We start from the raw sequence: 19,946 nt of genomic DNA on the forward strand, positions 1-19,946 counted from the left end.
CACGCGAGGCGGTGGGGGCCTTCTTGTTACCCGTCCCCGGATTGTTGTTGATAGTTTGTAGTTGCAAGTGCTTTGCAATAAGAGGTCGGAGGGGACCCGTCATGCCCGTCTACACGCTGCCTGAGCTGCCGTACGACTACTCCGCGCTCGCTCCCGTGATCAGCTCCGAGATCATCGAGCTGCACCACGACAAGCACCACGCGGCCTACGTGAAGGGCGCCAACGACACACTGGAGCAGCTGGCCGAGGCGCGGGACAAGGAGCAGTGGGGCGCGCTGAACGGTCTGGAGAAGAACCTCGCCTTCCACCTGTCCGGGCACATCCTGCACTCCGTCTACTGGCAGAACATGACGGGTGACGGCGGCGGCGAGCCGCTGGAGAAGGACGGTGTGGGCGAGCTGGCGGACGCGATCGCCGAGTCCTTCGGGTCCTTCGCCGGCTTCAAGGCGCAGCTGTCCAAGGCGGCGGCCACCACCCAGGGCTCCGGCTGGGGCGTGCTCGCCCACGAACCCCTGAGCGGCCGCCTCGTCGTCGAGCAGGTCTACGACCACCAGGGCAACGTGGGTCAGGGCTCGACGCCGATCCTGGTCTTCGACGCCTGGGAGCACGCCTTTTACCTGCAGTACAGGAATCAGAAGGCCGACTTCGTCGAGGCCATGTGGCAGGTCGTCAACTGGCAGGACGTCGCCCGGCGGTACGCCGCCGCCAGGTCCCGCACAGACGCGCTGCTGCTCGCACCCTGAGGGCGTGCCCGGGATCGCCCCGCCTCGTGATCGTCTTCTCACCGTTCACGCGGGCGGGCGGAGAGGAGGAGGCCCCCGCGAGGACACGGCTCGCGGGGGCCTCCCGTCACGAGGACGGATGCGTTCAGGGTGCCCGCCGGCCCCCGCGCGCTTACGCTCACGGCATGGTGTTCAAGCGGTGCCCGAACTGCGGAGGGCCCCTGCAGGAGTTCCGTGCCCTCACCGACGCCGAGAAGACATACGTCCGCACGGCGAAGCCGGGCTTCCCGCCGGAGGCCTACATCCGCTGCGCCCGCCAGGGGTGCAGGCGGTACCAGCGCCGTCTCAAGTGGGACGACGGCGGCGACTTCCCCGAGTAGCGCGCAGTCCTACAGGTTGCTGAAGTCCGGTCCCGCCGTCCGGGTCCGCTTGATCTCGTAGAAGCCGGGGATGGAGGCGACCGCGACCGTGCCGTCCCAGAGGCGGGCCGCCTGCTCGCCCTTGGGGGCCGGGGTGACGACCGGGCCGAAGAAGGCGATCTGCTCGCCGTCGGCGCCGGGCAGCGCGATGACCGGGGTGCCGACCTCCTGGCCGACCTTGTCGATGCCCTCCTTGTGGGAGGCCCGCAGCTCGGCGTCGAACTCGAAGTCCTCCTGGTCGGCGTAGTCGATGAGGTCGGCGGGCAGGCCCACCTCCTCCAGCGCGGCGGCGATGGCCTCGCGGGTGGGACCCTCGCCACGGTTGTGGAATCGGGTGCCGAGCGCGGTGTACAGCGGGCCGAGGACGTCCTCGCCGTGCTTCTGCCAGGCGGCGGTCACCACGCGGACCGGCGCCCAGGCCTTGGTGGTGAGCAGCTCGCGGTACTCCTCGGGCAGCTCGTCCAGCTTGGGCTCGTTGAGCACCGCCAGGCTCATGATGTGCCAGCGGACCTCGATGTCCCTCAGCTTCTCCACTTCCAGCACCCAGCGGGAGGTCATCCAGGCCCACGGGCACAGCGGGTCGAACCAGAAGTCGACGGGGGTCCTGCCGGAAGGGGTGGCGGCGGAGGCGGTCTCGGACATGACTCTCCTCGGTATGCGGTCTTTCAATGGTCAACATCGATCGTCGCCCACGGCATTCCCGGCTGCCGCCTGTCAGGGCCGCATGGCAGGATCGGTGCTGTCCACATCGTGAACACGACCCGAGGGAGTGCCGCCCGTGCCCGGTGAGAATCTGTCCCGCGACGAGGCCCGGGAGCGGGCCGCCCTGCTGTCCGTCGACGGGTACGAGGTGTCCCTCGACGTGCGCTCGGCGGTCGGCGACGGGGAAGGAGAGGGGCCGCGCACGTTCCGGTCCGTCACCACGATCCGGTTCCGCTGCAACGAACCCGGCGCGTCCAGCTTCGCGGACCTGATCGCGCCGAGCGTCACGGCGGTCTCGCTCAACGGCAAGGACCTCGACCCGAGCGAGGTCTTCGACGGCTCCCGGATCGCCCTGGAGGACCTGGCCGCCGACAACGAACTGGTCGTCGACGCCCAGTGCGCATACTCGCGCACCGGTGAGGGCCTGCACCGCTTCGTCGACCCGGAGGACGGCGAGGTCTACCTCTACACCCAGTACGAGCCGGCCGACTCCCGGCGTGTCTTCGCGAACTTCGAGCAGCCCGACCTCAAGGCCCCCTTTCGCTTCGAGGTGCGGGCGCCGGAGGGCTGGACGGTGTGGAGCAACGGGGCCGGGCAGCAGCAGGACGGGGTGTGGCGGTTCGCGGAGACCAAGCCGATCTCGACCTACATCACGTGTGTGGTGGCGGGGCCGTACCACTATGTGACGGACTCCTACGAGCGGGTGCTGGAGGACGGGACGCGGCTGGAGATCCCGCTGGGCGCGATGTGCCGCAAGGGGCTCGCCAAGCACTTCGACGCCGACGACGTCTTCCTGGTCACCAAGCAGGGCCTGGACTTCTTCCACGACCACTTCGACTACCCCTACCCGTTCGGCAAGTACGACCAGGCGTTCGTGCCGGAGTACAACCTCGGCGCCATGGAGAACCCGGGGCTGGTGACCTTCCGCGAGGAGTACATCTTCCGCGGCAAGGTGACACAGGCGTCGTACGAGGGCCGGGCCAACGTCGTCCTGCACGAGATGGCGCACATGTGGTTCGGCGACCTGGTCACCATGGAGTGGTGGGACGACCTGTGGCTGAAGGAGTCCTTCGCGGACTTCATGGGCACGTTCGCGAACGTCGGCGCGACCCGCTTCACCGACGCCTGGATCACCTTCGCCAACCGCCGCAAGGCCTGGGCGTACCGCGCGGACCAGCTGCCCTCCACGCACCCGATCACGGCCGACATCCATGACCTGGAGGACGCCAAGCTGAACTTCGACGGCATCACCTACGCCAAGGGCGCCTCGGTGCTCAAGCAGCTGGTGACGTACGTCGGCCAGGACGCGTTCCTGGAGGGCGCGCGGCGCTACTTCAAGCGGCACGCGTACGGCAACACCCGGCTGGGCGACCTGCTGGCCGTCCTGGAGGAGACCAGCGGCCGGGACATGGGCGCGTGGGCGCGCTCCTGGCTCCAGACGGCCGGGGTCAACTCGCTGACACCGCAGGTGCTGCTGGACGCCGAGGGCCGGATCGACGAGCTCGCGGTGGTGCAGGAGGCGGTGGAGTCGCACCCGCAGCTGCGCCCGCACCGGGTCGCGGTCGGCCTGTACCGGCGCTCCCAGGTGGGCGCGCTGGAGCGGTACGCGCGCGCCGAGGTGGACGTGGACGGCGCGCGGACGGTCGTGTCGGAGCTGGCCGGGCAGGACGCCCCGGAGCTGGTCCTGGTCAACGACGACGACCTCACCTACTGCAAGATCCGCTTCGACGAGACCTCGCTGGCCACCCTGCGCGAGCACCTGGGCGCCCTGACCGACCCGCTCGCCCGCGCGCTGTGCTGGTCGGCGCTGTGGAACCTGACCCGGGACGCGCTGCTTCCGGCGCGGGACTTCGTCGACCTCGTGCTGCGGTTCGCGGGCCGGGAGTCCGACATCGGCGTGCTGCAGATGCTGCACGCGTGGGCGAGCTCCGCGCTGGTGCACTACGGCGCGCCCGAGTGGCGCGGGACGGGCGAGCGGGCGCTGGCCGAGGGCGCGCTGGCCGAGCTGCGGCAGGCCGAACCGGGCAGCGAGCACCAGCTGGCGTGGGCACGCTTCTTCGCGACGGTGGCGTCGGCCCCGGCCGATCTGGACCTGCTCAAGGCCCTGCTGGACGGCACCGAGGAGATCGCAGGCCTGGACGTCGACCAGGAGCTGCGCTGGGCGTTCCTGGAGCCGCTGGCGGCGCACGGGGTGGCGGACGAGAAGGTGCTCGCCGACGAGCTCGCACGCGACGACACCGCCTCGGGCAAGCGGCACCAGGTGCGCTGCCTGGCCGCCCGTCCCTCGGCGGCGGTGAAGGCGCAGGCGTGGGCGCAGGTGGTGGAGTCGGAGGCGCTGTCGAACGCGCTGGTGGAGGCGACCATCGCGGGCTTCGACCAGCCCTCGCAGCGGGAGCTGCTCGCGCCGTACGCCGAGAAGTACTTCGCTGCGATCGAGCGGGTGTGGGCCGATCGGTCGATCCAGATCGGGATGGACGTGGTCCGGGGCCTGTTCCCGGCGCTGCAGGACTCGCAGGAGACGCTGGACGCGACGGACGCGTGGCTCGCCGCGCACGAGGGCGCCGCTCCCGCGCTGCGCCGGCTGGTGCTGGAGGCCCGGGACGACCTGGCGCGGGCACTGCGCGGGCAGGCGTGCGACGCGCGCGGGTGAGGCGGCACCGGCCGAGCCGCCCCGCGGGCGAACGAGCCGTCCGGCGCGGCGGCCGGGCGGCCGGTGCCGCCCGGGCGGTCACCCGATGAGCCGCAGCTCTGGCCAAGGCTCTGGCATGCGGTAACCGTTACGAAATTCGGTCAAGACACACCGTAACCCCTGGTCCACGCCTGAACGGACCAGGGGTTTTCGGCATCCGAACAACCGTCCTTTAGGGCGTGCTTGTCCGGGTTCGTCGACGGGCGTGTAACAGCGGTTAGGGGGCGGATCGGACACGGGAAGTCCCCGGACATGAACCACAACACCCCGCTCTCCCCCCGCCCCCTGAGCCACCTGGCCGAGACGCACCGCCAGGTCCTGACCGCCGCCCAGCTGCGTGCCCACGGCGTGTCGGCGGCCGAGACGAACGAGCAGTGCCGCGCGGGCGGGCCCTGGCAGCAGCTCCTGCCGGGCGTCTTCCTGCTCCACCCGGGACCGCCGACCAGCGAGGAGCGGCTGCACGCGGTGCTCCTGTACGCGGCGCGCGGCCCGGCGCCCGGGACGGCGCCGGGGGTGCCGGCCCAGCCGACCGCGCGGCAGCCGCACCGGCCGGTGTACGCGGACGCGATGATCACCGGGGCCGCCGCCCTCACCCTGCACGGCTTCGCCGCCGCGCCGCCCCTGCTGTCACTGGAGAAGATCGACGTCCTGGTGCCGCGGCTGCGCCGGCTGCGCTCGACCGGCTGTGTGCGGATCGTGCGCACGGCCGACCTGCCCGTCCCGCAGTCGGTCACCGGGCTGCCGGTGGCCCCGGTGCCGCGCGCCCTGGCGGACGCGGTGGCCTGCCTGGACGACGCGGTCACGGTGCAGCGGCTGCTGACGGAGGCGGTGCGCGGCGGGCACTGCGAGCCGGCCGCGATCGTCCGCGAGCTGACGGACGCCCGGCTGCTGCACCGGCCGCACGTGGTGGACGCGGTCGACTCGCTGCTGGCCGAGGGCCGGGCGATCGCCGAGGACCGGCTGTACCGGATGGTCGAGCGGTACGGCCTGCCCGACCCGGTGTGGAACGTGGACCTGCGGCTGCCGGGCGGCCCGCACCTGGGCGGCCTGGACGCGTACTGGCCGGACCATGCGGTCGCCCTGGAGCTGAACACCCGCGCGCCCCGGGCGAACGACGACGCCCAGTGGTCGGAGTACGCCCGCAAGCGCGAGTACCTGGAACGCCTGGGCATCACGGTCGTCCACATCACCCCCAGGAAGCTGCGGGACGCGCCCGAGCAGCAGGCGACGGTCGTCCGCACGGCCCTGATGGCGGCGGCCGACCGCGACCCTGCCGTGTATGTCGTGGTGCTGCCCCGGTAGTGACGGACCGGGCGCGCCCGCGTCCGCGGTGTCTACGGCCTGCCGGTGTCTCCCTCGCGGGCCGCGGGGGCCGTTCCCTCGCGTACCACCCGGCCCGCGGCGGGCCGCTCCTGCCACAGGCGCACTCCCACGTCGACCAGCCCGACCCGCTCGAGGCGGGCCACCGCCTCCAGCGGGTGCCAGGCCGCCATGTCCGTCGAGCCGCCCGTCTCGTGGCGTAGCTCGCCGCCCGTGACCCGGCCCTCGTAGACGATGCGCAGGCCGTGGAAGTCGGCGTGGGCGCCGAGCGGGCGCGGGTAGGTGCGCCGGATGGAGTCGAGGCCGAGGAGGGCGACCGGCTCGACGGTGTAGCCGGTCTCCTCCTCGGCCTCGCGCACCACGGTGTCGTAGGGGTCCTCGCCGTGCTCCATGCCGCCGCCCGGCAGGGTCCACCGGCGGGCGCCGTCACGCGCGACCCAGCGGGCCAGCAGCATCCGTCCGTCCCGCACACACACGGCGTAGGCCGCCACCCGCAACTCCTCACGCATGTGCAGACGTTACGGCAGCAAGGGGTTGGCCGGTGAGTATTCGGGCGCAGCCCAGCGCAGTGGCACCGCCGCCTCCGTCGCCGCCGTCCCGCTGACCGTGAAGCGCACCCGGCGTTCCCCGTCCTCCCCGAACTCCGTGCGCGCCTCGCCCGTCAGCTGCAGCGCCGCCCCCGTCGTCCAGTCCAGGAACAGCAGCCCCGCCCGGGGGTCGGCGGCGAGGTTGCCGAGCGTGAGGAACATGGAGTTGCCCGGGTAGTCGCGCCAGAGCAGTTCGCGCGGCGAGAGCACCCGCACGAAGCCGGGGTTGCCGCCCCGGTGGCTGGCGTCGGCGCCGTGCTCGTGCACGGTGGCCAGGAAGAAGGTGTCGGCGGCGGCCACGAGGTCCTTCTGCCCCGCCGTCAGTTCCGTACCTCGGAGCACCTCGCCCGGGGTGCGGTCGACCGTCTCGTAGGACTCCCTGCGCTGGAGGTACTTGGGGCAGTTGGAGAAGACCTGGTCCGCCTCGACCACGAAGCCTCGCGGTGTGGGCTGCAGGCGGCCGTTCAGGCGCATGCGGCGGCGGGTGCGCGGATCGAGGGCGATGGTGCCGACGTGGGTGCCGTCCGAGGCGAGTGCCATCGCCAGCGCATCTCCGGGGCGCGCCCCGCCGATGACCGACATCCGGTGCGGGCCCGTGGCCCGGACGAAGCCGGGGACGCCGGTGAGCGGCGAGGCCCACACCCTGCCGGTCTCGGGGTCGGCCGCGCCCAGGACCAGCAGCGGCTGGAGTTCCAGGAAGGCGGCGGCGACCGGTCTGATGCCCCGGCCGACGGCCCGGCCCACATGGTCGGCCGCCGCGCGCACCCCGACCCGGTCCTGAACGGTGCGCGACCCGGCGTGATAGATCCCCATGGCGGCCGCCATCTCTAGAAGAACCCGCAGGTCGGGGCCGACTCGTGCGGGGCGGGCGCACCCTCGGCGCCCTCCGCCACGGAGATCTCCAGGCGGATGCCGTCGGGGTCGTGGAAGAAGATCCCGCCCGAGGCCGCGCCCTCCCGGTGGGCCACCACTCCCTCGTGCCGGAAGTCCGCGCCGTGGGCGCGCAGGGCCGACTCGTACTCCCTGACCCGCTCGACCGACTCGGCCGCGAAGGCGAGGTGGTGCAGTCCGGGACGGCCGGCGTCGTAGGCCCCCTCCGCCTGCTGCCAGAGGGTGAGCACGGGCTGGTCGCCGCCGTCGCCGAGGAACGCGTACCGCCTGCCCTCCTCCTTGCCCTCCGCGAGCAGCGTGAAGCCGAGGACGTCCCGGTAGAAGGCGAGCGAGCGGTCGAGGTCGGTGACGTTCAGGCCGACGTGGCCGGTGCGCAGGGACATGGGGTGCCTCCTTCAGGCGGCGGCTGACACCTCAGCCGCTCCAGTTAACCTGTCATCTACCATTCAACGGTTAGAACAGGGGTGTGTCAACCGGTCACATACACTTGAGGGGTTAGCTCGGAAGGAGCCACGAATGCCCACCGCCCCCGACCCCCGACCGCTCACCGGCGAGCCGCTCGCGCTCGACCTGCTCAACACGCGCTGGAACCGGGACGGGGTCGTCCAGGACCTGCTCACCGACACCGACGGACTGGCGGTGTGGCTGGCGGCCAACGGGCTGGACGACCGGTTCGCGCCCGGCCCCGGCGTGCTGCGGCATCTGCTCCGGGCCCGCGACGCCCTCGAGGCCGTCGTGGACGGCCAGGCCGAGGAAGGGGCGCCGCTCGTCGACGCCGTGCTCGCGCACGGGCGGATCCGCGCCGGGCTCACCGCTCAGGGCCCCGTCGAGCGGCCGGAGTTCAGCGATCCGTCGTGGGGGCCGGCCTGGCTCGCCGCCCGGAACTACCTCGAACTGCTCGCCACCGCGCCGGAACGGATCCGGAGGTGCGCCCACGAGTCGTGCGTCCTGCACTTCTTCGACACGTCAAGAAACGGTACGCGCCGCTGGTGCTCCATGGCCGCCTGCGGCAACCGTGCGAAGGCGTCCCGCCACTATGCGCGGTCGCGCACCTGAAGGGCCGTGCGGTATAGGGGAGTTTGACAGGCTGCGTCCCTCCTGACGCATGGCGGAAGTACGCCATGAGTCCATCCCGCCACGGTCAACTCTCCCCAAACATCTTTCCCTTGGGTAAAGCTGAGCGATCGTCCGGATCCGAATTCCGGACGACCGCGATCGAACCCGATCGCATATCGCTGGTGCCTTTACCAACAAGGGATGCCGATGATCTCCGACCCCCAGCGCGCCCCGCTCCCGGGCGCGAGACGCCTGGCCCGCACAGCCGCGGCCGCCGGCGTGGTGGCCGCGCTCTGTGCGGCCGGGCCGATACCCCTGGCCGCCGCCGCCCAGGGCGGTCCCGCCCCGTCCGACCCGGCCGTCAAGTGGGCGAGTGCCAAGCTCGGTTCGGACGACGCCGACCTGCTCGCCGCCGCCAAGAACGACGGCACCAAGAACGTCACGATGATGATCGCGACCGCGCCGGGGCAGACCGAGCAGGTCGCCCGGCAGCTCGACGCGGTCAAGGGCGGCTCCGTGGGCCGCACCTACGACAAGCTCGGCTACGTCCGCGCCACCGTGCCGACCGCGAAGGCGGACGCGGCGATCGCCGCAGCCGAGAAGCTGTCCTCGGTCCAGGCCATCGACCTGCGCCAGGAGATCCCGCTCGACGACCCGGCACCGGGCGCCGACACCGCCGAGGGCGCCACCCACGGCACGGCCGGGACCTCCTACTCCGGGCCCGGCAAGAACACCCCCGCCGAGAACCCGTACAACCCGTCCTTCGAGACGGGCGCCGTCGACTTCGTGAAGCAGAACCCGAAGGCGGACGGCCGCGGCGTCACCATCGGCATCCTCGACTCCGGTGTGGACCTCGGCCACCCGGCGCTGCAGAAGACCACCACCGGCGAACGCAAGATCGTCGACTGGGTGACCGCGACCGACCCGATCATCGACGGTGACGCCACCTGGCGCCCGATGGTCAGCTCGGTCTCCGGCCCCGAGTTCACCTACGGCGGCCAGTCCTGGAAGGCCCCGGCGGGCTCGTACCAGGTCAGCACGTTCAAGGAGTCCTCGACCGCGGGCGGCGACGCCCAGGGCGACGCGAACCGCGACGGCGACACCACCGACTCCTGGGGCCTGCTCTACGACCCGGCGGCCGGCACGGTCCGCGTCGACCTGAACAACAACAACGACTTCACCGACGACGAGCCGATGAAGCCGTACAAGGACGGCTTCCAGATCGGGTACTTCGGCACCGACGACCCGAAGACCGACGTCGTCGAGAAGCAGCCGTTCGTCGTGCAGATCCGCAAGGACGTGCCCATGGACCCCTACGGCGGGTCCTGGGTCGGCCAGAAGGCCGACTTCGTCAACATCGGCGTGATCGAGTCCGAGCACGGCACCCACGTCGCCGGCATCACCGCCGCCAACGGCCTGTTCGGCGGGAAGATGAGCGGCGCGGCCCCGGGCGCGAAGATCGTCTCCTCCCGTGCCTGCACCTGGACCGGCGGCTGCACCAACGTCGCCCTCACCGAGGGCATGATCGACCTGGTCGTGAACCGCGGCGTCGACATCGTCAACATGTCCATCGGCGGCCTGCCCGCGCTCAACGACGGCAACAACGCGCGCGCCGCGCTCTACACGCGTCTCATCGACACCTACGGCGTCCAGCTGGTGATCTCCGCGGGCAACTCCGGCCCCGGCGCGAACACCATCGGCGACCCGGGCCTGGCCGACAAGGTGATCTCCGTCGGCGCCTCCATCTCCAAGGAGACCTGGGCGGCCAACTACGGCTCCGTCGTGAAGACGCCGTACGCGATGATGCCCTTCTCCTCGCGCGGCCCGCGTGAGGACGGCGGCTTCACTCCGACGCTGACCGCGCCGGGCGCCGCGATCAACAGCACCCAGACCTGGCTGCCGGGCTCCCCGGTCGCCGAGGCGGGCTACTCGCTGCCGGCCGGCTACTCCATGCTCCAGGGCACCTCGATGGCCTCCCCGCAGGCGGCGGGCGCCTCGGCGCTGCTGCTGAGCGCCGCCAAGCAGCGGCACATCGACCTCACCCCGGCGAACCTGCGTACCGCCCTGACCTCGACGGCCCACCACATCCCGGGCGTCCAGGCCTACGAGGAGGGCGCCGGCCTCATCGACGTCGTGGACGCCTGGACGGCGATCCGCCAGGGCGCCACCGCCCACGACTACTCGGTCAAGGCCCCCGTCGACACCGCGATCGACTACGCGCTGAAGACCCCCGGCTTCGGCACCGGCCTGTACGACCGCGAGGGCGGCCTGAAGGCGGGTCAGAAGAAGGTTTACGACGTCACCGTCACCCGCACCTCGGGTCCGGACCGTCCGGTCCCGCACATGCTGCGCCTGGTGAACAACGCCGACCGCACCTTCCGTGTCGTGGGCTCCTCGCTGGTGACGCTCCCGCTGAACCAGCCGGTCACCGTCAAGGTGGAGGCCGCGCCGAGCTCCGCCGGGCTCAAGAGCGCGATCCTGGAGGTCGACGACCCGTCGACGGCCGGGGTCGACAAGCAGATCCTGACCACGGTCGTGGTGGCGTCCCCGGTCGCCTACGCCTACTCCGACTCCGGTTCGGTGCAGCGCAACAGCACCCGCTCCTACTTCCTGACCGTGCCCGCGGGCGCGAAGTCGCTGGAGGTGGCGATCGGCGGGCTGAAGGACAAGAGCCAGACGCGGTTCATCGCCGTCCACCCCTACGGCGTCCCGGTCGACAACACCTCGACCCCGTACTGCTACAACAACTACCTCGACGGCAACGGCTGCAAGCCCGACGTGCGCTCCTACGCCGACCCGCAGCCGGGCGTGTGGGAGGTCGAGGTCGAGGCGCGCCGCACCTCGCCGCTGCTCGACAACCCGTACAAGCTCGACGTCACCGTCCTCGGCGCGGCTTTCGACCCGCAGACCGTGACCGTCCCCGAGGCGAAGGTCGGCACGCCGGCCACCGCCTCCTGGAAGGTGACGAACAAGTACGCGGCCCTGGACGGCAAGCTGGTCGGCGGCCCGCTCGGCTCCGCCGAGTCGTCCCGGCCCACGATCGCCAACGGTGCCAAGCAGACCACGACGGTGACCGTCCCCGAGGGCGCCCAGTCGCTGGACGTGGCCATCGGCAACGTCTCCGACAAGTCGGCCGACCTGGACCTGACGGTGTACGACGCGACGGGCAAGAAGGTCGCCCAGTCCGCCGACGGCGACTCGGAGGAGGCGGTCTCCATCGCCAAGCCGGCCGCCGGCACCTACACCGTCGAGGTGGCCGCCTACTCGGTGCCGTCCGGTTCCACCGCGTACGACTACCGGGACGTGTTCTTCTCCGCCGCGCTCGGCAACGTGACGGTCGACGACTCGGCCGCGGTGAAGCTGGGCACCGGCGAGTCCGCGACGGTCACCGGGAAGGTCACGGCCGCCGCCGAGGCCCCCGAGGGCCGCGAGTTCTTCGGGCAGGTGCAGCTGGTGAACGCGCACGGCACGGTCGCGGGCCTCGGCAGCGTGCAGATCGGGAAGGTCGTGCCGTAGGCGGCAGAACCGCCGCGCTGCGCATGATCGAAAGGCGGGCGCTCGCCACGACGGCGGGCGCCCGCCCTTCTGCGTGCGGGTCTGCCGACCACCGCGCGGGGACGGCGGTCAGTAGTCGGAGGACGGGTCCAGGTCGCACGTGGACGTGCGGGCCTCCTTGAGCCCTTCCAAAATCCAGGCGCGGTCGCCGGCGATCTGCTTCTCGCCGATGCTCCGGACCTCGGGGCTGCTCGAGTAGCTCGGGATGACGACGAGGACGCGGTCACCGCGCCGCAGGCGGGGCAAGTCGTCGTGGTCCATCAGGAAGGTGACCCGGTCCGGGCCCGTCGGGGGCTTGTAGCGGCGGTCCACGGCGAGTTCGATCCGATCCCGTGCGGTGACCGGCTCGGGGTCGACCCGGGTGACCGTGCCCTCGACGATCAGCCGCGCACAGGCCACGTACCCGCCGGGGGTGAGCTTGGCGTCGGAGGTGCCACCGGCCGAACCCGTCCCGGTCCGGCCCACGGCGAGGAGCCACGCCAACCCGAACACCCCGCAGACGACAAGGGCCGCCACCAGGCCGCCCACCGCGACCAGCCGGCCGCGACGCGCCCGCCGGGGCACCTCCGGTCGCCGCGGAGCCGGCCCCGCACCCCGGCCGGGGCGGGGGGCCGGCTCCGCGCCGGTGAGCGCGTCGGCGACGAAGGCGAGCTCCCGGCGGAGCGTGGCGAGATCGGCGCGGGCCGCGCGGTACTCGGTCACGCGGTCGGCGTCGGAGTACGCCGCGCGCGGCAGCGGTTCGTCCAGGATCGCGGCCAGCAGCGGGTCCACGCCGTCGTGGCCCTGGCCGTCGGCCCCCGTGTGTTCCGCTGTCACGTCACACCACCTCGTCCTCGTGCAGCCGTTCGCGCAGGGCGCGGACGGCGGTGTGCAGCCGGCTCTTGACCGTGCCCTCGGGGACGCCGAGCTGTTCGGCGATCACCCGGACGGGCAGGTCGGCGTAGAAGCGCAGGACCAGGACCTGGCGCTGGGCCTCGGGCAGCTCGTCCAGGCCCCGGGCGACGGCCAGGGAGAGCAGCCGGGTGTCCTCGCCCGCGGGGTGTTCGCCCTGCCGCAGTGAGGCCAGCCGCTCGCCGAGGCGCTCCTGGCGGCGCTTGGCGCGGTGCCAGTCCATGGCGAGGTTGGAGGCGACGACCGCGGCCCACGCGGAGACGTCGCGCGGCGCCTCCTGGCCGCTCGCGGCCCGTTCCAGCAACCGCAGGCGGACCTGCTGCACCCCGTCCGGCAGGTCCGCCTGCGGGACTCCGCCGAGCGCGAGCACCGCCCGCACCCGGCGTTCCTGGGCCGCGTCCAGCGGATCGTCACCGCCGTGGTCCGTCTCCCGGCTGCGGCGCGCCCTTCTGCGCAGCACACGCCCTCCCCTCCCGCCTCTGCCCCACGCGTTTCCCCTACGACGCCGCGGCCGCGCGGAACGTTCGGCGCGGGCGGCGGAAATTTCCCGGTACCCGGCACAGGGGTGCGTGCGGGCCCGCGCCGAGGCGTACGTCACATCGTCGTGTGCGCCGCGGGCGCGCGGGCAGGCACGCAGCAGCACAGCTTGCGGCGCAGCGGCCCCACCGGGTGAATTTCTGCAGCTCGGACGGGGTGTGCGCCGCAGGACCGCAACCGTGATCGGCTCGGGCTCGTCCCATTCCTCGAGCACGGCACGCAAAGAATTGGACACGTGGGTCGGGGTCGGCCGCATGATGGAAAGGCCTCGGCCGAGCGCACACGCATGCACAGCACCAGAGAGGGAGTCACCGTGAGGATCGGAATCGTCGGAGCCACCGGTCAGGTCGGCACGGTCATGCGCAGGATCCTCACGGAGCGCGACTTCCCGGTCACCGAGCTTCGCCTGTTCGCCTCGGCCCGCTCCGCGGGGACGATCCTCGACGGCGTGACCGTGGAGGACGCCTCCCAGGCCGACTACAGCGGCCTGGACATCGTGCTGTTCTCGGCGGGCGGCGCGACCTCGAAGGCGCTGGCCGAAAAGGTCGCCTCCCAGGGCGCCGTGGTGATCGACAACTCCTCGGCCTGGCGCAGGGACCCGGACGTGCCGCTGGTGGTGGCCGAGGTCAACCCGCACGCGATCGCGAACCGTCCCAAGGGCATCATCGCCAACCCGAACTGCACCACGATGGCCGCGATGCCCGTCCTGAAGCCGCTGCACGAGGAGGCGCGGCTTCAGGCGCTCGTCGTCGCCACCTACCAGGCGGTGTCCGGCTCGGGTCTCGCCGGTGTGGCCGAGCTGCACGGTCAGACGCAGAAGGTCGTCGCGGACGCCGACAAGCTGACCCACGACGGCGCGGCGGTGGACTTCCCCGAGCCGTCCGTCTACAAGCGCCCGATCGCCTTCAACGTGCTTCCCTTCGCGGGCAACCTCGTCGACGACGGTCTGAACGAGACCGACGAGGAGCAGAAGCTCCGCAACGAGTCCCGCAAGATCCTGGAGATCCCGGAGCTGAAGGTCTCGGGCACCTGTGTGCGCGTCCCGGTCTTCTCCGGCCACTCCCTCCAGGTCAACGCCCGCTTCGCGAACCCGATCAGCGTGGAGCGCGCCACCGAGCTGCTGGCCGGCGCCCCCGGTGTCGCCCTCTCCGACATCCCGACCCCCCTCCAGGCGGCCGGCCAGGACCCGTCCTACGTCGGCCGTATCCGCAGCGACGAGACGGTGGACAACGGCCTGGCCCTGTTCATCTCCAACGACAACCTCCGCAAGGGCGCGGCCCTGAACGCGGTGCAGCTCGCGGAGCTGGTGGCGGCGGAGCTCAGGAGCTGACGCCCGCGCACCTCGTGTGCAGGGTCAGGGGCTAGCCCCTGCGCACCTCGTAGAGGAAGCAGCCGTACTCGACGGCCCGGACGTGGACCAGCGCCACGGCCGGGTCGTCGAACGCTTCCACGAGGGCCGCTTCGAACGCGGCGGGCCTTCCCTCGACCAGGCGGCCGCCCAGGATGCGCCCGTCGGCGGAGTAGCGGCGCACGGTGCGGTGGGCGTTCGTGAAGGGCAGGCCGCCGCCGTCCGGCCCCGCGCAGTCCTCCGCGTGGATGAACACCGGGCCCTGTTCGTCGTACGCCCCAGGGGTGGCGCCCGTCTCCGCCGCCCAGCGGCGCAGGGGCGCGTACGACACGAGCGCGATCCGCTCCCCCGGCTCGCTCCTGCGCAGGCAGCAGCGCAGCGGCGCGCCGCCCTCGGCGTCGGCGAACGGGCGCGCCGCATGCCCGGCGTCGTCTAGTTCCCGCAGCTCCTTGAGCACGGCGGGGGCGATGGGCCGTGCCGGGTACGTGGTCGTCGTGGTCGTCGTGGTGGTCCTCATGCCTCCAGGCTCGCGCCCGTAGGGTCCTTTCACCGGCGGTATCCGGACATCGCCTTCCGCGCACGTCCCGTGGAAGGATGACCGCACCGACACACCACGAGGAGATGACCGCGTGCCTGGCACAAACCTGACTCGCGAAGAGGCACAGCAGCGGGCGAAGCTGCTCACCGTTGACTCGTACGAGATCGATCTCGACCTCTCCGGCGCGCAGGAGGGCGGCACCTACCGGTCCGTGACCACGGTGCGCTTCGACGTCGCGGAGAACGGCGCGGCGTCCTTCATCGACCTGGTCGCCCCCGCCGTCCACGAGGTGACCCTGAACGGCGACGCCCTCGACCCCGCCGAGGTCTTCAAGGACTCCCGGATCGCGTTGCCGTCTCTGCTGGATGGCCGCAACATCCTCCGGGTCGTCGCCGACTGCGCGTACACCAACACGGGTGAGGGCCTGCACCGCTTCGTCGACCCCGTCGACGACCAGGCGTACCTGTACACGCAGTTCGAGGTGCCCGACGCCCGCCGCGTCTTCGCCTCCTTCGAGCAGCCGGACCTGAAGGCCACCTTCCAGTTCACCGTGAAGGCCCCCGAGGGCTGGACGGTCGTGTCGAACTCGCCGACCCCCGAGCCCCAGGACAACGTCTGGGTGTTCGAGCCGACGCCGCGCATCTCGACGTACATCACGGCGCTGATCGTCGGCCCGTACCACTCCGTGCACAGCGTGTACGAGAAGGACGGCCAGTCCGTGCCGCTCGGGATCTACTGCCGTCCCTCCCTCGCCGAGTTCCTCGACGCGGACGCGATCTTCGAGGTCACCCGCCAGGGCTTCGACTGGTTCCAGGAGAAGTTCGACTACGCCTACCCGTTCGAGAAGTACGACCAGCTCTTCGTGCCGGAGTTCAACGCTGGCGCGATGGAGAACGCGGGCGCGGTGACCATCCGCGACCAGTACGTCTTCCGGTCGAAGGTGACCGACGCGGCGTACGAGATGCGCGCGGAGACCATCCTGCACGAGCTGGCCCACATGTGGTTCGGCGACCTGGTCACCATGGAGTGGTGGAACGACCTGTGGCTGAACGAGTCGTTCGCCACCTACACCTCCATCGCCTGCCAGGCGCACGCGCCGGGCTCGCGCTGGCCGCACTCGTGGACGACGTTCGCCAACTCCATGAAGACCTGGGCGTACCGTCAGGACCAGCTGCCGTCCACGCACCCGATCATGGCGGAGATCCGCGACCTGGACGACGTCCTCGTCAACTTCGACGGCATCACCTACGCCAAGGGCGCCAGCGTGCTCAAGCAGCTGGTGGCCTACGTCGGCATGGACGAGTTCTTCCGGGGCGTGCAGGCGTACTTCAAGCGGCACGCCTACGGCAACACGCGCCTGGGCGACCTGCTGGGCGCCCTGGAGGAGACCTCCGGCCGCGACCTGAAGACCTGGTCGAAGAAGTGGCTGGAGACGGCCGGCATCAACGTCCTGCGCCCGGTGATCGAGACCGACGCCAACGGCGTCATCACCTCCTTCGCCATCCGCCAGGAGGCCCCCGCCCTGCCCGCCGGCGCCAAGGGCGAGCCGGTGCTGCGCCCGCACCGCGTCGCGATCGGCCTGTACGACCTCGACGAGGCGAGCGGCAAGCTGGTGCGCGCCGCCGACGGCCGCATCGAGCTGGACGTGGACGGCGAGCTCACCGCCGTACCGCAGCTGGCCGGCCGGCACCGCCCGGCGGTCGTCCTGCTCAACGACGACGACCTGTCGTACGCCAAGGTCCGCCTGGACGAGCAGTCGCTGGCCTTCGTCACCGAGCACCTGGGCGACTTCGAGTCGTCGCTGCCGCGCGCCCTGTGCTGGGCGTCGGCCTGGGACATGACCCGGGACGGCGAGCTGGCGACCCGCGACTACCTGTCGCTGGTGCTGTCCGGGATCGCCAAGGAGTCCGACATCGGCGTGGTGCAGTCGCTGCACCGCCAGGTGAAGCTGGCCGTCGACCTGTACGCCGACCCGTCCACCCGCGAGGCCCTGCTCACCCGCTGGACGGAGGCCACGCTGGCCCATCTGCGCGCGGCCGAGGGCGGCAGCGACCACCAGCTGGCCTGGGCGCGCGCCTTCGCGGCGACGGCCCGCACGCCCGAGCAGCTGGACCTGCTGGAGGGCCTGCTGGACGGCTCGCAGTCGATCCAGGGCCTGGTCGTGGACACCGAGCTGCGCTGGGCGTTCGTGGAGCGGCTGGCGGCGGTCGGCCGGTTCGACGAGCCGGAGATCGCCGGCGAGTACGGCCGGGACAAGACGGCGGCCGGTGAGCGGCACGCGGCCACCGCCCGCGCCGCCCGCCCGACGGCCGAGGCGAAGGCGGAGTCCTGGGCCTCGGTCATCGACTCCGACAAGCTCCCGAACGCCGTCCAGGAGGCGGTCATCGCGGGCTTCGTCCAGACCGACCAGCGCGAGCTGCTGGCGCCGTACGCCGACCGGTACTTCGAGGTGGTCAAGGACATCTGGGACACCCGCTCCCACGAGATCGCCCAGCAGATCGCGGTCGGCCTGTACCCGGCGATCCAGGTCTCCGAGGACACCCTGCGCAGGACCGACGCGTGGCTGGACTCCGCCGAGCCGAACGCGGCCCTGCGCCGGCTGGTGTCGGAGTCGCGGGCGGGCGTCGAGCGGGCGCTGAAGGCCCAGGCGGCCGACGCGGCGGCCCGGTAACGCCCCGGCGGTCACCTGCGGCCGCCCGTACGACGGCGAGGGGCGCCCGGTCGAGCACCGGGCGCCCCTCGCCGTACGTTCACTCCCGCCGCTCCTGGCCGGAGAGCCCGGCGGCCACCTCCCGCAGGGCCGTCAGCACCCTCTCCAGCGCGGGCGCGTCCGCGGCTCCCTTCCGTACCGCCGCCACCACGTGCCGGTGCGGCCGTTCCTCGGTCAGCGCGCGCATCACCACGCCGTCCCTGCGCACGGCCGCCGTGCGCGGGACGAGCGCCACGCCCATGCCCGCCTCCACCATGGCCAGGATCGCCGTCCACCCGGCCGCGGAGTGTCCCTGGTACGGGCTGAACCCGGCCGCCTCGCAGGCGGCGCGGGTGATGTCCGACCAGGGACCGCTCCCGCCGAAGATCCACGCCTCCGCCGCCAGGTCGGCGAGCCGTACCCGATCCGCCGACGCCAGCTCGTGGCCGGGTGGGAGGGCGAGGTCGAGCGGGTCGGCGAGCAGGGGCACCCGGGTGAAGCCCGGGTCCGCCGCGCTCGGCGCGTGCGCGGCGAGCGACAGCGCGAGGTCCACCTCCCCGGCGGCCAGCAGTTCGTACGCCTCTTCGGCCTCCGCCTCCCGCACCCGCACGGACACCCCCGGATGCGCGGCGCGCAGCGCCCGTACGGCCGGGACGACCAGCGCCGGCACCGCGGTGGAGAAGGCCCCGACCCGCACCTCGCCGGCCTCGCCCCGCGCGTAGGCCGCCAGTTCGGCGTCCGCGCGTTCCAGTTGCTCGAACACGGCCTCCGCGTGCCGCAGCACCAGCCGTGCCGCGTCCGTGAGCCGCACCCGCCGTCCCTGTGCCTGGAGAAGTGGCACCCCGAGCCGTGCGGAGAGGTTCGTCAACTGCTGGGAGACGGCGGACGGCGTCATGCGCAGCGTCTCGGCCGTCGCGGTCACGGTCCCCTGCTCCCGCAGTGTCCGCAGGATGTGCAGCTTCCGGATCTCCCACTCGGCCATGGCGGCAACCTAGGCCATGGCCGCCGGCTACGTGGCGGCACCCCGGCGCGGGGACGTGGCGCCGAGCGCGACCCCGCCCAGGATCAGCGCCATGCACAGCAGTTGCGCCGGCCCGGTCCGTTCGCCCAGCAGCGCCCGGGACAGCAGGGCCACGCACACCGGCTGGAGGTAGTAGACGACTCCGGCGCGGGTGGGTCCCACCAGGGCGATCGCCTTGTTCCAGGCGAAGAAGGCGACGGCGGAGGACATCACCCCCACGTAGAGCAGGGGCAGCACCGTGCCGGGGGTCGGCGCGAAGCCGCCCTGGACGGCGAGGCTCGCGGCCTGGACGGGCAGGAGCAGGACGGCGCCGAACAGGAAGGTGGTGAAGAGGAAGGCGGCGCCGCCGAGTTCGGCGGGCCTGCGGCGCAGCAGGGCGCTGTAGCCGCCGAAGCAGCAGGCCGCCGCGATCATCCAGAGGTCCCCGGCCGCGAGATGCGCTCCGCCGCCCCGGCCGACCAGGAGGAGCACGCCCGCGCAGGCGGTCAGCAGCCCCGTGACCCGGCGCGCGCCCAGCCGTACGCCGCCCGCGCGTTCGAGCACCGCCATCAGCACCGGTGACGCAGCCATGATCATGCCCATGGTGGCGGCGGGGGTGGTCACTCCGGCCTGGTTGACGAGGGTGTTGTAGACGGTGACGCCGAGGAGCGAGGCGAGCAGGACGTAGCCGAGGTGGCTGCGGATCGCCCCGCGCGCCCGCCAGGCCGGCCGTGCCCCGAACGGGGCCACGGCGGCCAGCGCCACCACCCAGCGCCAGAAGGCGTGCTGCACGGGAGGCACGGTGTCGTGCAGTGCGCGGGAGGTGACGAAGCTGCCGGCCCAGACGACCGTGGCCAGGGCGGCGAGCGCGATGCCGAGGGCGGGCGCGGCCGGCCTCGGCATCGCGCTCGCCGCCCTGGCCACGGTCGTCTGGGCCGGCAGCTTCGTCACCTCCCGCGCACTGCACGACACCGTGCCTCCCGTGCAGCACGCCTTCTGGCG

At 72.2% G+C, this 19,946-nt stretch carries 17 protein-coding genes; 8 read left to right on the forward strand and 9 right to left on the reverse strand.

The window, feature by feature from the left end:
• Window positions 1-101 precede the first annotated feature (101 nt).
• Window positions 102-743 carry a superoxide dismutase gene (locus tag BZY54_RS20785; RefSeq protein ID WP_086726689.1) on the forward strand — a complete coding sequence of 214 codons (642 nt, stop codon included), beginning with the start codon at window positions 102-104 and terminating at the stop codon, window positions 741-743.
• A 164-nt stretch (window positions 744-907) separates the two neighbouring features.
• Window positions 908-1,102, forward strand: coding sequence for a hypothetical protein (locus BZY54_RS20790; RefSeq protein ID WP_244217263.1), 195 nt, complete (start codon window positions 908-910; stop codon window positions 1,100-1,102).
• A 9-nt stretch (window positions 1,103-1,111) separates the two neighbouring features.
• Here BZY54_RS20790 and BZY54_RS20795 read toward each other — a convergent pair whose 3' ends face one another.
• On the reverse strand, window positions 1,112-1,783 hold the full coding sequence (locus BZY54_RS20795) for a mycothiol-dependent nitroreductase Rv2466c family protein (protein WP_086726690.1): 672 nt from the start codon (window positions 1,781-1,783) through the stop codon (window positions 1,112-1,114).
• A 136-nt stretch (window positions 1,784-1,919) separates the two neighbouring features.
• Between BZY54_RS20795 and pepN (BZY54_RS20800) the strand changes: the two genes are divergently transcribed.
• Window positions 1,920-4,493: an aminopeptidase N gene (pepN, locus tag BZY54_RS20800; protein ID WP_167414033.1), complete on the forward strand. Its 2,574-nt coding sequence runs from the start codon at window positions 1,920-1,922 to the stop codon at window positions 4,491-4,493.
• 291 nt (window positions 4,494-4,784) lie between these two features.
• Window positions 4,785-5,834, forward strand: a complete 1,050-nt coding sequence (locus BZY54_RS20805; protein WP_086726691.1) for a hypothetical protein — start codon at window positions 4,785-4,787, stop codon at window positions 5,832-5,834.
• A gap of 32 nt (window positions 5,835-5,866) precedes the next feature.
• Here BZY54_RS20805 and BZY54_RS20810 read toward each other — a convergent pair whose 3' ends face one another.
• Genes BZY54_RS20810 through BZY54_RS20820 form a run of 3 tightly spaced genes read right to left on the reverse strand, consistent with a single transcriptional unit; the run spans window position 5,867 to window position 7,713 of the window.
• Window positions 5,867-6,361, reverse strand: coding sequence for an NUDIX hydrolase (locus BZY54_RS20810; RefSeq protein ID WP_086726692.1), 495 nt, complete (start codon window positions 6,359-6,361; stop codon window positions 5,867-5,869).
• A gap of 9 nt (window positions 6,362-6,370) precedes the next feature.
• The gene (locus BZY54_RS20815) at window positions 6,371-7,252 is read right to left on the reverse strand and encodes a pyridoxamine 5'-phosphate oxidase family protein (protein WP_086726705.1); all 882 of its coding nucleotides are present in this window, start codon (window positions 7,250-7,252) and stop codon (window positions 6,371-6,373) included.
• A gap of 14 nt (window positions 7,253-7,266) precedes the next feature.
• Window positions 7,267-7,713, reverse strand: a complete 447-nt coding sequence (locus tag BZY54_RS20820; protein WP_086726693.1) for a VOC family protein — start codon at window positions 7,711-7,713, stop codon at window positions 7,267-7,269.
• A gap of 133 nt (window positions 7,714-7,846) precedes the next feature.
• Between BZY54_RS20820 and BZY54_RS20825 the strand changes: the two genes are divergently transcribed.
• Together BZY54_RS20825 and BZY54_RS20830 are read left to right on the forward strand one after the other, a co-directional pair.
• Entirely contained in the window at window positions 7,847-8,386 is a 540-nt protein-coding gene (locus BZY54_RS20825) for a CGNR zinc finger domain-containing protein (protein ID WP_086726694.1), read from the forward strand.
• Between the two features lie 207 nt (window positions 8,387-8,593).
• Window positions 8,594-11,902, forward strand: a complete 3,309-nt coding sequence (locus BZY54_RS20830) for a S8 family serine peptidase (RefSeq protein WP_086726695.1) — start codon at window positions 8,594-8,596, stop codon at window positions 11,900-11,902.
• 108 nt (window positions 11,903-12,010) lie between these two features.
• Here BZY54_RS20830 and BZY54_RS20835 read toward each other — a convergent pair whose 3' ends face one another.
• Together BZY54_RS20835 and BZY54_RS20840 are read right to left on the reverse strand one after the other, a co-directional pair.
• Complete coding sequence (locus BZY54_RS20835; RefSeq protein WP_086726696.1) at window positions 12,011-12,757, reverse strand: hypothetical protein; 747 nt, start codon at window positions 12,755-12,757, stop codon at window positions 12,011-12,013.
• 1 nt (window position 12,758) lies between these two features.
• On the reverse strand, window positions 12,759-13,292 hold the full coding sequence (locus BZY54_RS20840) for an RNA polymerase sigma factor (protein ID WP_086726697.1): 534 nt from the start codon (window positions 13,290-13,292) through the stop codon (window positions 12,759-12,761).
• 390 nt (window positions 13,293-13,682) lie between these two features.
• Between BZY54_RS20840 and BZY54_RS20845 the strand changes: the two genes are divergently transcribed.
• On the forward strand, window positions 13,683-14,699 hold the full coding sequence (locus BZY54_RS20845; RefSeq protein ID WP_086726706.1) for an aspartate-semialdehyde dehydrogenase: 1,017 nt from the start codon (window positions 13,683-13,685) through the stop codon (window positions 14,697-14,699).
• Between the two features lie 31 nt (window positions 14,700-14,730).
• Here BZY54_RS20845 and BZY54_RS20850 read toward each other — a convergent pair whose 3' ends face one another.
• On the reverse strand, window positions 14,731-15,234 hold the full coding sequence (locus BZY54_RS20850; protein WP_086726698.1) for a DUF1203 domain-containing protein: 504 nt from the start codon (window positions 15,232-15,234) through the stop codon (window positions 14,731-14,733).
• Between the two features lie 112 nt (window positions 15,235-15,346).
• Between BZY54_RS20850 and pepN (BZY54_RS20855) the strand changes: the two genes are divergently transcribed.
• Window positions 15,347-17,926, forward strand: a complete 2,580-nt coding sequence (gene pepN / locus BZY54_RS20855) for an aminopeptidase N (RefSeq protein ID WP_086726699.1) — start codon at window positions 15,347-15,349, stop codon at window positions 17,924-17,926.
• 79 nt (window positions 17,927-18,005) lie between these two features.
• Here the strand turns inward: pepN (BZY54_RS20855) and BZY54_RS20860 are convergent, their stop codons facing one another.
• Window positions 18,006-18,926, reverse strand: a complete 921-nt coding sequence (locus BZY54_RS20860; protein WP_086726700.1) for a LysR family transcriptional regulator — start codon at window positions 18,924-18,926, stop codon at window positions 18,006-18,008.
• Between the two features lie 27 nt (window positions 18,927-18,953).
• Window positions 18,954-19,847, reverse strand: coding sequence for a DMT family transporter (locus BZY54_RS20865; RefSeq protein ID WP_086726701.1), 894 nt, complete (start codon window positions 19,845-19,847; stop codon window positions 18,954-18,956).
• Window positions 19,848-19,946: the final 99 nt, after the last annotated feature.

This window comes from Streptomyces carpinensis (assembly GCF_002154505.1).
Classification (GTDB): domain Bacteria; phylum Actinomycetota; class Actinomycetes; order Streptomycetales; family Streptomycetaceae; genus Streptomyces; species Streptomyces carpinensis.